10 protein-coding genes are annotated in these 13,654 nt (G+C 60.6%); 6 read left to right on the forward strand and 4 right to left on the reverse strand.

All coding sequences use genetic code 11. The annotated features are described in order from the left end of the window. The first annotated feature begins 6 nt into the window (after positions 1–6). Entirely contained in the window at positions 7–1,401 is a 1,395-nt protein-coding gene (locus ACF6ZU_RS03525; RefSeq protein ID WP_392890543.1) for an efflux transporter outer membrane subunit, read from the forward strand. Positions 1,402–1,542: 141 nt separating this feature from the next. Here the strand turns inward: ACF6ZU_RS03525 and ACF6ZU_RS03530 are convergent, their stop codons facing one another. Further along, positions 1,543–3,171: a PvdJ/PvdD/PvdP-like protein gene (locus tag ACF6ZU_RS03530; protein ID WP_392890544.1), complete on the reverse strand. Its 1,629-nt coding sequence runs from the start codon at positions 3,169–3,171 to the stop codon at positions 1,543–1,545. 280 nt (positions 3,172–3,451) lie between these two features. Between ACF6ZU_RS03530 and pvdM the strand changes: the two genes are divergently transcribed. The 5 genes from pvdM (at position 3,452) to ACF6ZU_RS03555 (ending at position 11,341) form a co-directional block, all read left to right on the forward strand. Then, positions 3,452–4,801, forward strand: coding sequence for a pyoverdine-tailoring dipeptidase-like protein PvdM (gene pvdM / locus ACF6ZU_RS03535; RefSeq protein WP_392890545.1), 1,350 nt, complete (start codon positions 3,452–3,454; stop codon positions 4,799–4,801). Positions 4,802–4,830: 29 nt separating this feature from the next. Beyond that, positions 4,831–6,111, forward strand: a complete 1,281-nt coding sequence (locus ACF6ZU_RS03540) for an aminotransferase class V-fold PLP-dependent enzyme (RefSeq protein WP_392890546.1) — start codon at positions 4,831–4,833, stop codon at positions 6,109–6,111. Positions 6,112–6,140: 29 nt separating this feature from the next. After that, positions 6,141–7,046 (forward strand): formylglycine-generating enzyme family protein, encoded by a 906-nt coding sequence (locus ACF6ZU_RS03545; protein ID WP_392890547.1) that lies wholly within the window; start codon positions 6,141–6,143, stop codon positions 7,044–7,046. A 105-nt stretch (positions 7,047–7,151) separates the two neighbouring features. Continuing rightward, complete coding sequence (locus tag ACF6ZU_RS03550; protein WP_392890548.1) at positions 7,152–8,801, forward strand: cyclic peptide export ABC transporter; 1,650 nt, start codon at positions 7,152–7,154, stop codon at positions 8,799–8,801. Between the two features lie 125 nt (positions 8,802–8,926). Next, positions 8,927–11,341: a TonB-dependent siderophore receptor gene (locus tag ACF6ZU_RS03555; RefSeq protein ID WP_392890549.1), complete on the forward strand. Its 2,415-nt coding sequence runs from the start codon at positions 8,927–8,929 to the stop codon at positions 11,339–11,341. A 165-nt stretch (positions 11,342–11,506) separates the two neighbouring features. Here the strand turns inward: ACF6ZU_RS03555 and ACF6ZU_RS03560 are convergent, their stop codons facing one another. The 3 genes from ACF6ZU_RS03560 to ACF6ZU_RS03570 all read right to left on the reverse strand — a co-directional run bounded on the left by ACF6ZU_RS03560 (position 11,507) and on the right by ACF6ZU_RS03570 (position 13,591). Further along, complete coding sequence (locus ACF6ZU_RS03560) at positions 11,507–12,031, reverse strand: hypothetical protein (protein WP_392890550.1); 525 nt, start codon at positions 12,029–12,031, stop codon at positions 11,507–11,509. Beyond that, positions 12,024–12,236 carry a hypothetical protein gene (locus ACF6ZU_RS03565; RefSeq protein ID WP_392890551.1) on the reverse strand — a complete coding sequence of 71 codons (213 nt, stop codon included), beginning with the start codon at positions 12,234–12,236 and terminating at the stop codon, positions 12,024–12,026. The genes ACF6ZU_RS03560 and ACF6ZU_RS03565 overlap by 8 nt, the downstream gene beginning before the upstream one ends. Positions 12,237–12,625: 389 nt before the next feature. After that, on the reverse strand, positions 12,626–13,591 hold the full coding sequence (locus ACF6ZU_RS03570; protein ID WP_392890552.1) for an alpha/beta hydrolase: 966 nt from the start codon (positions 13,589–13,591) through the stop codon (positions 12,626–12,628). Between the last annotated feature and the right edge of the window lie 63 nt (positions 13,592–13,654).

The following is a 13,654-nucleotide window of genomic DNA, read 5'->3' on the forward strand; positions in this document are numbered from 1 at the left end:
CGACCTATGAAAGCGCCACTCAGCCTGTTGACCCTCTGCGTGTTGCTCAGTGCGTGCGCCAGCCCCGACCCGCGTCCGGACAGCGGCCTGCAGCCGCCGCCCGCGTGGCAATCGGCGCACAGTGAAAGCGCCCTGCTGGACAACGCCCGGTGGTGGACGCAATTTGGCAGTCCGCAGCTCGACCAGTTGATAGAGCAGGCCCGCGTCGGCAGCTATGACCTGGCGGCGGCCATGGCGCGGGTGCGTCAGGCCCAGGCCACCACCGTGATCGCCGGCGGTTCGCTGCTGCCGGAAGTGAAGGCCGCCGGGAACGCCAATCGCGAGAAGTTGTTGCGTGGCAACGGCTACAGTCAATTGGACGCCGACAGCAGCAACAAGGCGGTGGATTACTTCGACGCCAGCCTCAGCGCCAGTTACGAAATCGATTTCTGGGGCGGCCAGCGCGCCTCCCGCGACAGCGCGCAATTCGGCCTGCGGGCCAGTGAATTCGATCGCGATACGGTTGAATTGACGCTGCTCAGCGCGGTCGCCAGCACCTACGCGCAAGCGTTGTCATTGCAGGAACAGCAGCGTATCGCGCAGCTGAACCTGGCCAATGCGCAAAAGGTTTTGAACCTGGTACAAACGCGCTTCGATTCAGGCTCTGCCACGGCGCTGGAACTGGCCCAGCAAAAAAGCCTGGTGGCGGCGCAACAACGGCAGTTGCCGCTGGTGCAGCAACAAGCCGACGAAGCGCGGATCACCCTCGCCGCCCTCCTCGGACGCCCGGCTCAGCAATTGAAGCTCGACAATCAGCGCTTCAACCAGCTCAACTGGCCGGTCATCGGCGCGGGCGTGCCCAGCGACTTGCTCAACCGTCGCCCGGACATCGCCCGCGCCGAGGCGCAACTGGCGGCTGCGCGAGCTGACGTGACCGTTGCCCGGGCAAAAATGCTGCCGACGGTGACGCTGAGCGCCGAGATCGGCTCGGGGGCTGACACCTTCAGCGATCTGTTGCGCAGCCCGTTCTACAACCTCACCGCCGGGCTGGTCGCGCCAATTTTCAACAACGGACGCCTCGGCGCCGAACGCGATAAAGCCACGGCACGCCAGGAAGAACTGCTGGAAACCTATCGCGGCGCGATCATCAACGGCTTTGCCGATGTGGAAAAAGCCCTGACCGGTATCCGCGGGCTCGACGCTCAGCGTGAATGGCAGGGTGAAGAGTTGAACCAGGCGCAGACGGCTTTCGACATTGCGCAGAGTCGTTATCAGGCCGGGGCGGAGGATTTGCTGACGGTACTGGAGACGCAGCGCACGCTGTATGCCGCGCAGGATTTGAATGTGCAGCTGCGGTTGGCGAGGTTGCAGGCGAGTGTTGCGTTGTACAAGGCGCTCGGTGGTGGGTGGCATGTGTTGTGATTTGTGGCGCCGGCGAATCAGCCATCGCGAGCAGGCTCGCTCCCACAGTTGATCTCGGGTGTTCACACATCATGTGTTCACCATAGATCCAATGTGGGAGCGAGCCTGCTCGCGATTGAACGATAACGCGGAATCTCTGGATTAACTGATCACCGCTTTAGCCTTCAAATTCCGCGCATACCAGGGCCGTTGCGGCACCTTCCTGAACAGATCCGCCAGCTTCTTCTCGTCTTCGCCAAAGGTAATCCGCAACGCCAGCTTCATGGTTTCCGGGTCCATTTCCACCGACTTGCCCGCCTGCAATCCCGGCGTGGTGTTGCAGCCGTGAGTGCTTGGCCCGAGCCACGGGTCGTCGATCTCGACCCAACGCCCGGGCGCAAACCACTGCACCCCATTAACCTCCAGCCGACTGACCTCCCCCGGATGAAAGCGCTCATGGGCGCGGAACCAGTCTTCGAGGCGGTCATCGATCCAGCCATGGAAATGCCAGAACACCGGGTTCACATGGGAGGAAAACGGGTCGCCCAGAAAGTCGTTTTCCGCCGCGAACCAGCGCGCGGAAAAGTCCGCCGTGTCCCGGGCGAACGGCACGGGCTGACCGTTGGACGGATCACGAGGCACCGAAGCCCAGCGCATGTGCAACCAGTCATGCAGCCCGAGTTCGACCTCGGAACCGAACTGCCCCAGGGTCAGTTTCGACAAGTAGCGCGGGTCGCGGTACCGCGACTCCCATACCTGGAAATTACTGTGATAGGTCTCGGCCGTCTTGAGATCGGCGACCCATTGCGAATATTCGTCATCGTCATCGGCGCGCCAGGCCGGCGGCAACGCGGTGCCGTCGAGGTTGTCGAAGTAACGGACAAAGCCCTGACGGTCGCGCACCAGTTCCGGTTGTGGCAATGGAAATTGCGGCCAGGACGGCAAGTCCTGCAGGGAGCGCGCAGTCCCGAGCATGTGCCGGTGCATGAAAAAAAAGTCGATGCCCGAGCCGTTGCGGTCCTTGCGCGGCCCGCGCGCGTCGCGCTCCTTGTCCCGCAGTCCCGGCTGCCAGCCGATACCGCGCAAGGCGTTGCGCTTGTCCTCGGACAAGGTGTGCCATTTATCGCGGGACGCGTGCCAGAGCTGATGGAACAAGCGGTGCTCGGGCGAAATCAGCCACGCCAGCAACGCCGGACCGAGGCCCGTGCGTTCGCGTGCTTCAGGGAACACCTGTTTGACCGCGACGAAGCGATTGTCCTGGGCGGTCAAGGCCAACGGACGATCCAGACGCAGCACGCGACCACTTAATGTGCCGCTGCCGGCGTTGCCGAATGCGGCCCAGACCTCATCCAGCTTGAAGGTGAATTCGTAATCCGGCGTTCCGGTCGGGGATCGGGAATCGATCAGGCGCCAGCTCAGCTCTTTGTTATCTGCGCCCGCCAGATCGCCGAGGACGCGATAGCGCGGCGCCGGTTCGGCACGCAGCGCCTCGAAAATATCGAGAAAACCATTGAGCCCACGCCCCTTGTGACCGACGTCGAGCAACAGTTGCAGACCCTCGCAGGGCAAGCCGTCGAGCCCGGCGTCACGGCCCTCGAAACGAATGTCCCAGACGCCCTGCAAGGTGTTGGCCAAACGCTGCCCGGCCACGTCCGCGACGTCGAACGACGCTTCGCCGGGGGTGATGGTCGGGTCCGGTTTTGTCAGTTCGCGATGCCCGTAATACGCCGCAGGCACGGCCGCGCCGGTCAGTGCCAGCCCCGCCAGGAACCATCGTCGAGAAATCGTCATTGCCCTACCTGTATCAGCCATGGAGCAGGCTTTATCCAAGCTAGAACGTTTGTTACCCCCACAAATTTACAAGCTTCCTGTAGGAGCGAGCTTGCTCGCGATGGACTCAAAGGCGCCGCATTCATCCAGAGAGCTCGCGTAATCGTTTGCGTCCATCGCGAGCAAGCTCGCTCCTACAGTGGATTACCCTCACTAAATTTCCCTCTCGGCCACTCGTTCTTCCCAGATAGCAAAGGCCCCCGTGCCTGCACCCTCGACGGCGAACCTGACTGAGATGGCAATGACAAAACCTCGTTCGAAAAAGGCTCTTTTCATTGGCGTGCCCCTGGCGCTGGCCGTCGCCGGCGCAGCAGGGTTTGCAGCCTGGGATCACTGGTTCAACGACAATCCCGGCTACCCGGTCGCGGTGATGAAACAGGCCGATGACCTGCAAGAGCGCATCCTCTCGTTCGACAGCCACATCACCGTGCCCATGGATTTCGGCACCGCCGAAAACGAGGCCGACAAGGACGGCAGCGGTCAGTTCGACCTGGTGAAAACCGCGCGAGGTCGCCTGTCCGGCGCGGCGCTGACAATCTTTGGCTGGCCCGAGATCTGGAACGGCGACAACGCCCCGCACCGCCCCACCGCCGGGTTCATCGACGAAGCCCGCCACGAACAGGAAACCCGCTTCAAAATCATCAGCACCCTGGTGCGCGACTTCCCCAATCAGGTGGCCATTGCCTACACCCCGGACGATTTCCGGCGCCTGCATGGCGAGGGCAAGTTCGCCGTGTTCATCAGCATGCTCAACGCCTACCCGCTGGGTAACGACGTCAGCGCACTGGACAAGTGGGCCGCGCGCGGGATGCGCATGTTCGGCTTCAGTTATGTGGGCAACAACGCCTGGGCCGATTCGTCCCGGCCTCTGCCGTTTTTCAATGATTCCCGTGACGCCCTCGGGGGTCTGTCGGAGCTGGGCAAGCAAGCGGTGCATCGCTTGAACGACCTCGGGGTGATCATCGATGTGTCGCAGATGTCGACCAAGGCCCTGGAGCAAGTCAGCCAACTGAGCCGCGCGCCCATGGTCGCCTCGCATTCGGCGCCCCGTGCGCTGGTGGACATCCCGCGCAACCTCAGCGACAGCGAAATGCAGCTGATCAAGAACAGTGGCGGCGTGGTGCAGATCGTCGGTTTCCCGACCTACATCAAACCGCTGAGCCAGGGCACCCTGGACAAACTCAACGCCCTGCGCGGGCGTTTCGACCTGCAACCACTGCAAGGCCTGGAAATGGCCCTGATGCCGGGGGACCCGGTGATCACCGTGTGGTCGGAACAACGCTTCGGCGAGTACGCCAGTCAGCTCTACGGCATCCTCGATGAGGAACCCAAGGCCACCCTCAAGGACTACGGCGACGCCATCGACTACGCGGTGAAGAAAATCGGCATCGACCACGTCGGCATCAGCTCCGACTTCAACGATGGCGGTGGCCTGAACGGTTGGAAAGACGTGAGCGAGGCACGCAACGTGACCGCCGAGCTGATCAGTCGCGGTTACAGCGAGGCCGACATCGCCAAACTCTGGGGCGGCAATTTCCTGCGCGTCTGGGATCAGGTGCAGAAGTCCTCCAGACCCGTCGCCAAACACTGACATTCATTTTTGCCAAGCGAATCGAATCCATGACCAACCGTCGTACATTCCTCAAGCAGGCCGGCATTGTCGCGGCTGCCATTCCGTTGAGTTCTGCGATCACCCTGCCCGCGCGGGCCGCCACGCCGGCACCGTTGCCCAAAGACAAATGGGCGCAATTCCGCCAGCTGTTCAATCAGGATCCCGACTACCTGCACTTCGCCAACTTCCTGGTGGCTTCGCACCCGCGTCCCGTGCGCGAAGCCATCGAAATGCACCGCGCCAACCTCGACCGCAACCCGGGCCTGGCGATGGACTGGCATCGCGGCGAAACCGAACGCCGCGAGGAAGACGTGCGCGTGTGGGCCGGCCGTTACCTGAAAGCCAAGCCCTCGCAGATCGCCCTGACCGGCAGCACCACCGAAGGCCTGGCGATGATTTACGCCGGCCTTCACGTGCGCCCGGACCAGGAAATCCTGACCAGCGAACATGAGCACTACGCCGCCAACAGCGTGTTTGAATTCCGCACGCAGAAGGACGGGACGAAGGTTCGCAAAATCAAATTGTTCGAAGACCCGCACAAGGTCTCGAGCGAAGAAATACTGGCCTCGATTGCCCGCAACATTCGCCCCGAGACCCGCGTGCTCGGCATGACCTGGGTACATTCCGGTAGCGGTGTGAAGTTGCCCATCGGCGAAATCGGCAAGCTGGTCGCCGAGAAAAACCGCGACCGCGAGGACAAGGATCGCATCCTGTATGTGGTCGATGGTGTCCACGGTTTCGGCGTGGAAAACCTCGATTTCCCGGACATGCATTGCGATTACTTCATCGCCGGCACGCACAAATGGATGTTCGGCCCACGGGGCACCGGGATCATCTGCGCGCGCTCCGACGAAATGAAAAACCTGACGCCGACCATCCCGACGTTCTCCGAAGCGACCACGTTTTCCACGGTCATGACCTACGGCGGCTACCACTCGTTCGAACACCGCTGGGCCCTGACCGAGGCGTTCAAATTGCACCTGGACCTGGGCAAGGCCGAAGTCCAGGCACGCATCCATGAAATCAACAGCTACCTGAAAAAACGCTTGCAGGAACATCCGTCCGTGGAGCTGGTCACGCCGTTGTCGCCCGAGTATTCCGCCGGCTTCACCTTCTTCCGGATCAAGAACCGCGACTGCGAAGAAGTCGCCAATTTCCTGATGGACCAGCGCGTGGTCTGCGATGCCGTGGACCGTGACGTCGGCCCGATCATTCGCCTGTCTCCGGGGCTGCTCAACACCGAGGCGCACATCGATCGCGTCATGACGCTGTTGGCCAGCAAGCTCTGAAACACCGATTACCTTTAGCGAGAATGCTTATGAAAAACCTCCTGCACAGACTCCGGTTGTCGCGCCCACGATTGAGGGCACTGATGATTCTGGCAATGCTCGGTGCCGCGCTGCCCGGCGCCGCCCACGCGTCCACCGCGCCGTTGCCGGGCAAGGTGTTCAAGGATTGCCGCAACTGCCCGGAAATGGTGGTGCTGCCCGCGGGCACCTTCACCATGGGCACACCGGAAGGTGAAGTCGGTCGCGAACCCGATGAAGGCCCGATGCACGAAGTGACGTTCGCCAAGCCGTTCGCCATGAGCCGCTACCAGATCACCGCTGGTGAATGGGACCAGTACCTGAAAGAAACCGGAATCACGATCCCTGACGGCGACACCCGCCCCGGTCGCGAGTGCATCAACAGCAAACCGCGTTATCCACAGGGCCCGCGCCAGCCGGCGGTGTGCATGAACTTCGCCGAAGTCAGTGCCTACGTCGCGTGGCTGTCGCTCAAGACCGGCCAGCACTACCACATCGTCAGCGAAGCCCAGCGCGAATACGCCGCCCGCGCCGGTTCAACGGGGCCGTTCCCGTTCCCCTTCGATGAGGGCACCGACTACAGCATCGCCACCCATGCCAACACGTACGGGCCCACCGACGGCTACAGCTACACCTCGCCAGCCGGCAGCTACCCGCCGAACGCCTTCGGCATGTACGACATGCACGGCAACGTCTACGAGTGGATCGCCGACTGCGAACACAGCGATTACGTCGGCGCCCCCACCGACGGCAGCGCCTGGGTCGAACCCAACTGCGAAGCCTTACAGATTCGCGGTAATGACTGGGGTGAAGCGCCGGTGTTCTCGCGCTCCGGCAACCGCAACAACATCTACCCGCAAACCCGTGGCGACTGGATCGGTTTCCGGGTCGTGCGCGATCTGCCGTCCAAAGGCTGACACCCCCATCCCCCCGGCCGCCGCCAGTCGGCGGCCGTCTAAATTAAACGCCTGACCACACGTTCTACTGGGTATCTGCCTCACGACCCAAGGAACCCTTTCCTCATGACCCAGCCTACGCGCGGTGCAATTCATGAATTGTTCACCCTCCTGAAACCGTTCCGGCTGGTGGTCAGCCTGTCGATCATTCTGGGCATGGTGGGCGGTCTGAGCGTGACGGTGCTGCTGGCCACGATCAACAATGCCCTGCATTCGGAAAGCGGCCTGACCCAAGGGGTCGTCGCGCTGTTCGGCGGCCTTTGCCTGTTGGCACTGGCGAGTTCGATCTGCTCGGACATCGGCACCAACTATGTCGGCCAGCACATCATTGCCAAGCTGCGCAAAGAGCTGGGGGAAAAGGTTCTTTCGGCGCCCATCGAACAAATCGAACGCTATCGCAGCCACCGGCTGATCCCGGTGCTGACCCATGACGTCGACACCATCAGCGACTTCGCGTTTGCCTTCGCGCCGCTGGCCATCTCCCTGACCGTGACCCTCGGCTGCATGGGCTACCTGGCGATGCTGTCGTGGCCGATGTTCCTGATGATGGTGCTGGCGATCGCCATCGGCACCGGCATCCAGTTCTACGCACAGGGCAAGGGCATCAAGGGTTTCATGGCCGCCCGTGACGCCGAAGACGAACTGCAAAAGCACTACAACGCCATCGCCGGCGGCGCCAAGGAACTGCGCATTCACCGTCCGCGCCGCCAGCGCATGTTCACCTCGGGTATTCAGGGCACGGCGGATTTCATCTGCAACACCCAGGTGCGCTCGATCAACACCTTCGTGATCGCCAAGACGCTGGGGTCGATGCTGTTCTTCGTGGTCATCGGCCTCGCGCTGGCCCTGCAATCGTTCTGGCCCAGCGCCGACAAAGCGGTGATGAGCGGCTTCGTCCTGGTGTTGCTGTACATGAAAGGCCCCATCGAGCATCTGGTCGGCACCTTGCCGGTGGTCAGCCGGGCGCGGATTGCCTTCCGCCGCATCGCCGAGCTGTCGAGCCAGTTCTCCTCGCCCGAGCCGCACCTGCTGCTCAACGACCCCGGCAAAAAACCGGCCGTGGTCAACCGCCTGCAACTGGACAACGTCAGCTATGCGTTCCCCGCCGCACCGGGCAGCGAAGCCTTCCACCTGGGGCCGGTGAACCTGACCATCGAACAGGGCGACATCATTTTCATCGTCGGCGAAAACGGCTGCGGCAAGACCACCCTGATCAAGTTGTTGTTGGGGCTTTATGCGCCGCAACAGGGTGCAATCCTGCTCAACGGCGAAGGCATCGACGCGCAGAACCGTGACGACTATCGCCAGTTGTTCACCACGATATTTGCCGACTACTACCTGTTCGATGACGTGGTGCAGGGCGATCAGCACATTCCCGAAGACGCCAACAAATACCTGCAACGCCTGGAAATCGCACACAAGGTCAGCGTCCAGGACGGCAGTTTCACCACGACCGATCTGTCGACCGGCCAGCGCAAGCGCCTGGCGCTGGTCAATGCCTGGCTGGAAGAACGGCCGGTGCTGGTGTTCGACGAATGGGCCGCCGACCAGGATCCGACCTTTCGCCGGATTTTCTACACCGAGCTGCTGCCGGACCTCAAGCGCCTGGGCAAAACCATCATCGTCATCTCCCACGACGACCGCTATTTCGACATGGCCGATCAATTGGTCCGCCTGGAGTCGGGCCGCGTAGTGACCGAACGGGCGACCGCTTGAGCGCCGACGACTAAGCGCCTTTCAACAATTTGCGGACTTTGTTTTCCGGTTTCGTCGGCGTGATGCGTCTAATAATAATTATCATTAACTAAAAAAAACTAAACACCTTAGGAGCGATTTGAGCAATGCAAAGCCCTACCCTGTCCCGCGCGCCACTGGCTTTGGCCATCGCGCCGCACAAGAAATTCCGAACGGTCGTACCGGGTGCGTTGCTGACCCTGTTGCTGCTGGGCACGTCCGAGGTCCAGGCGGCACCGGTCAACGTCAACGTCCCTGCGCAATCGCTGGCCAGCGCGCTGCAGCAACTGGGTCAACAGACCGACCTGCAAATCCTGTACAGCCAGGACATGGTCACGGGCCTCAAGTCCACGGCGGTCTCCGGCAATCTGGAACCGGAACAGGCACTGAACACGTTGCTGCTGGGGAGCGGCATTACGTTTCAACTGACTGGCAACACCGTCTCGCTGATTCCGGTCGCGGGTAACTCCAGTGCGCTGCAACTGGGTGCGACTGCCATTTCCGGCGTTGCGCCAGGGCCGACCACCGAAGGCACGCATTCCTACACCTCCGATCAGGTCAGCATCGGCAAGGGCAACATCAAGCTCAAGGACATCCCACAGTCGGTGTCCGTCGTCACGCGCCAGCGCATGGACGACCAGAACATGAACAGCCTGCAAGACGCGATGCGTCAGGTCACCGGCGTCACCATCAAGACCTATAACTCCGGTTCCAGCCTCAACGATGTCTACATGCGCGGTTTCCTCGTCGATCAGGTACAGGTTGACGGCGTATCGCAACCGACCGGCCAGGGCGACATGGGCACCAGCTTCGACCTCGCGATGTACGACCGCGTCGAAGTGCTGCGCGGCCCATCGGGCCTGTATCAAGGCGCCGGCGAACCTGGCGGTACGATCAACGTGGTGCGCAAGCGCGCCCTGAACAAATTCGCCCTCGGTGGCGAGCTGGGCGCCGGGTCCTATGACCACTACCGCTCGATGGTGGATGTCACCGGCCCGCTGAACGATCAAGGCACTGTGCGCGGTCGCTTCATCACCGCTTACGAGAACAACAAATCCTTTGTCGACTCCGCCCAGAACGAACGCCCGATGGTGTACGGTCGCCTGGAATTCGACCTCGACCCGTCCACCACCCTGTCGGTTGGTGGCGCCTATCAGCAGAACCACTCCACCCCGGCGTTCGGCCTGCCCGCGTTTGCCGACGGCAAGTTGCTGGACGTGCCGCGTTCGACGTTCGTCGATGCCAAGTGGAACACCCTGAACGAGAAAGTCTGGGAAACCTTTGCTGAAGTCGATCACTCGCTGGACAACGGCGGTCAGTTCAAGACCACCGTCACTTATCGCGATGCTGAAACGCCACAACGTAATTTCACCTGGGCCGACGGTGCCGTCGAGCCCAATGGCGACAGCTGGGCCGTGGCGTATGACTACTACACCCACATCAAGACCATCGGCGTCGACAGCTTCGTGACCACGCCGTTCGAATTCGCCGATCGCCAGCACGAGTTCACCGTGGGCGCCGAGTACCAGCACCTCGACAAGGATTTCGAATACGGTGGCGGCGAGTACTTCCCGATCAACGTCTTCAACCCGGGCAGCATCGATATTCCCAAGAACGACTATGACCGGGTCAACGGCAACTGGTCCAAGTCCGACCAGTACGGCCTCTACACTCGCGCCAAGTTCAACGTCACCGACTGGCTCGACGTGGTCGGCGGCAGCCGCGTGACCTGGTACGAAAGCGATGCGAAGAACGCCAACGCCTTCTTCAACAGCTTCGGTGACGCTCACACCAGCATCAACCGCAAGGTCGTGCCGTACGGCGCCATCATCGCCAAGCTGACCCCGGAACTGTCGGCCTACGCCAGCTACACCGGCGTGTTCAAGCCGCAAAGCGAGATCGGCGGCGACAACACCCCGATCGGCCCGCGCAAAGGCAAACAGTACGAAGTCGGCCTCAAGCGCGAGTTCTACGACGGCCGCCTGAACGCCAGCATCGCGATGTTCCGCATCTACGACGAAAACCGCGCCGAATACGACGCCGACACCAACAGCTACAAAGCGCAAGGCAAGGCCCGCAGCCAAGGCTGGGAAACCGAGTTGAGCGGCAACCTGACCGACAACTGGAGCATCGTCACCGGCTACGCCTTCACCAGCACCAAATTGCTGAAATCCGACGACGCGACCGAAGGCAGCACCTTCAGCACCATCACGCCGAAACACAACTTCAACCTGTGGACCAAATACGACTTCACCGACGGCCCGCTCAAGGACTTCAGCGTCGGCGGCGGCGTACGCGTGGTGAGCAAGACCTGGTACCAGCGTGAAGTACGCTTCGAACAAAGCGGCTACGGCATTGCTACCGCGCAGGTTGGCTACAAGTTCAACGAGAACCTGTCGGCGACACTGACTGGCAACAACCTGTTTGATAAAAAGTACTACGACCGGGTGGATGCCTCGTGGGGGACCAACTTCTATGGCGATCCGCGGAATCTGACGCTGACGTTGCGGGCTAACTATTGATTGCTGCGTACGTTGAATGCTGAACAAAACCGGGCCGCTTGCGGCCCGGTTTTGGTTCTGTTGATCGTAAAGATTGGTGGGCCGGTCTGCCGACAAATCGCCTGACGATAGCCTGTGCCAGCAGAAGCGAGCCTGGATAAAGCGGTATCAGACGGCGGCTCAGCGTTATGGGGTGACAGTTGCTGAGGTGGAGTCTGGAGCACTCCCTCTTCCTGAACCGTTAATAAATGGCGCCTTCACGGAGGTTATGGCGTTCTCTTTCGCGGTATTCCATGACGACGAATCGGCAAAAACCCATACAAAAACCGCAACAATAACAGCAGTCCAAAAGTTGCCGACAACACCCGCCGAACCAAAGTTATGCCATCTGAAAAGGCGTTTGTACATTGGGTCTTTAGGCAGCGATTCGAGAGTCAACTTATTGATCTTGCCAGCCAGCTCAGCCTTGATCCCATTTATTTTTTCATCGGCCGCAGCCTGTAAAAATAAATTAACCAAACCCTCCGCTTCGCGCTTGTATTTACCTATCTCATTCGACTGAAGTTTTAGCTTTGTAAATTCAACAATATTCAAACCGTTTTTGATCGCTTCGCGCTTTTCAGCTTTATAGATCGAGTAAGCAATCATGCCAGTAAAATCTTCACTCGTTTTAACGAGCTTTTCATGCATCTGATTGTACTGATCACTCATTCCTGAAAACCTTCACCTCGTTATCAGCGTTGTACTTATCGATCACCTTGATCATCATCGCGTTGAATTTTTTTGACGAGACTTTGCCTACGACAGCTTTCGCCATATCGCTGGGTATATACCCGGCAATGACTCTGTCATTGATTTTCTCGGCGAGAGACTTTTTTCTTAATCCTAGTGTTTTTAGAAACGAGTCAAAAGTCATGGCATACCTCCACTCATTTGTTCTATCCATCATAGCTTTCAGAGATCCATTCAGAGCTGAGTTTCATGGGCAGAGGGAAAGCCGGCGGCGCCCCTCCCGCAGGGCAGTTTCGCGTAGCGCGGATGAGGATCGCCTGGCGATTATCTATGCCATCTGCCAAAGGTCTTGCCACGCTATACCCAGAGCTTCCGACCGCCAACCCTAAAAACACGTCGGAAATTTCCTCGATAATTACGTGATTCAACTCGAATGTAGGAACTACAAGGATGAGTCGTTCTTGATTGCCACGGCGGGAATATAAGGGGCGTCAGCCTTGAGGAAGTGCGGTGGCGGTTCTGTCAGACCGCGTTATCGTTTATCGCCAGCAAGCCGGCGCCTACAGATCTTGATCAACCCAGGCTTTCGGTGATTTGCCCCGCGAGCTGCTCCAGCATCCCCGGTACTTCTTGCACCATCTCACCCATCCGCGCGAAGTCGTGGGTCATGCCCGCTTTAACGTCAAGCACCACGGGTTGTCCGGCCGCACGCAGCTTTTCGGCCCAGGCCAGGCCTTCGTCGAGCAGCGGATCGTACTCAGCCAACCACAGTACGGTCGGCGTCAGTCCTTGCACACTCTCGGCAAACATCGGCGAAAAGCGCCAGTCGCGGCGGTCTTCGAGGCTGCGTTCATATTGTTGGTAGAACCATTCCAGCGTGGTCGCTTCCAGCAGGTAGCCTTCGGCGAAACGCGCCAGCGACGGGCGTTTTTCCACGGCGTCGATCACCGGGTACAACAACACTTGCAGCCGTGGCGTGAGCGGCCAGGCCTGAGCTTCCTGAGCGATTGCGATCGACAGGGAGGCCACCAGGCTGCCGCCGACGCTGTCCCCCGCCAACGCGATGCGTGTCGGGTTCAGCCCGAGGGCGCCAGCGCCGGTGGTCGCGAGCCAGCGCGTCACGTCTTCGGCATCCTCATAGGCGGTCGGAAAACGGTGCTCCGGGGCCAGTCGATAATCCGCCGACAGCACCGCAAAACCACCCGCCAGCGCCAGTCGCCGGCACAGGGTGTCGTGGGAATCGAGGCTGCCGACCACGTAACCGCCGCCGTGGAAATACAGCAGCACCGGGCGTTGTTCGGTGCCCAGCGAAGGCCGGACGTACAGGCGCGCGTTAAGCAGATGGCCGTCACGTGCCGGAATGCTGACCGCGGTCACCGTCAACGCGCCCAGCGGTGCGGCGTCGAGCAACTGCGAGGTTTGTTCGAATTGCTGGCGCGCGTCGGTCGGGCTCAGCTCATGCATGGGCAGGCTTTTGCCGGTGAGGCGGCCGAACTCGGCCAGCTCTAGAAAACCTTCGATGTCCGGGTGCAGTGCCATGGGCGGTGGTCTCCAAAAAATAAAAAGCTCGCCCTATAAACGAACCGTGAGGGCCGTTCATTA

This window comes from Pseudomonas migulae, assembly GCF_043225285.1.
GTDB lineage: Bacteria > Pseudomonadota > Gammaproteobacteria > Pseudomonadales > Pseudomonadaceae > Aquipseudomonas > Aquipseudomonas migulae_C.

Coding starts and splice junctions, on each gene's coding strand:
- ACF6ZU_RS03525 (WP_392890543.1), top strand. CDS start 7: ATGAAAGCGCCACTCAGCCTGTTGACCCTCTGCGTGTTGCTCAGTGCG.
- ACF6ZU_RS03530 (WP_392890544.1), bottom strand. CDS start 3,171: ATGACGATTTCTCGACGATGGTTCCTGGCGGGGCTGGCACTGACCGGC.
- pvdM (WP_392890545.1), top strand. CDS start 3,452: ATGACAAAACCTCGTTCGAAAAAGGCTCTTTTCATTGGCGTGCCCCTG.
- ACF6ZU_RS03540 (WP_392890546.1), top strand. CDS start 4,831: ATGACCAACCGTCGTACATTCCTCAAGCAGGCCGGCATTGTCGCGGCT.
- ACF6ZU_RS03545 (WP_392890547.1), top strand. CDS start 6,141: ATGAAAAACCTCCTGCACAGACTCCGGTTGTCGCGCCCACGATTGAGG.
- ACF6ZU_RS03550 (WP_392890548.1), top strand. CDS start 7,152: ATGACCCAGCCTACGCGCGGTGCAATTCATGAATTGTTCACCCTCCTG.
- ACF6ZU_RS03555 (WP_392890549.1), top strand. CDS start 8,927: ATGCAAAGCCCTACCCTGTCCCGCGCGCCACTGGCTTTGGCCATCGCG.
- ACF6ZU_RS03560 (WP_392890550.1), bottom strand. CDS start 12,031: ATGAGTGATCAGTACAATCAGATGCATGAAAAGCTCGTTAAAACGAGT.
- ACF6ZU_RS03565 (WP_392890551.1), bottom strand. CDS start 12,236: ATGACTTTTGACTCGTTTCTAAAAACACTAGGATTAAGAAAAAAGTCT.
- ACF6ZU_RS03570 (WP_392890552.1), bottom strand. CDS start 13,591: ATGGCACTGCACCCGGACATCGAAGGTTTTCTAGAGCTGGCCGAGTTC.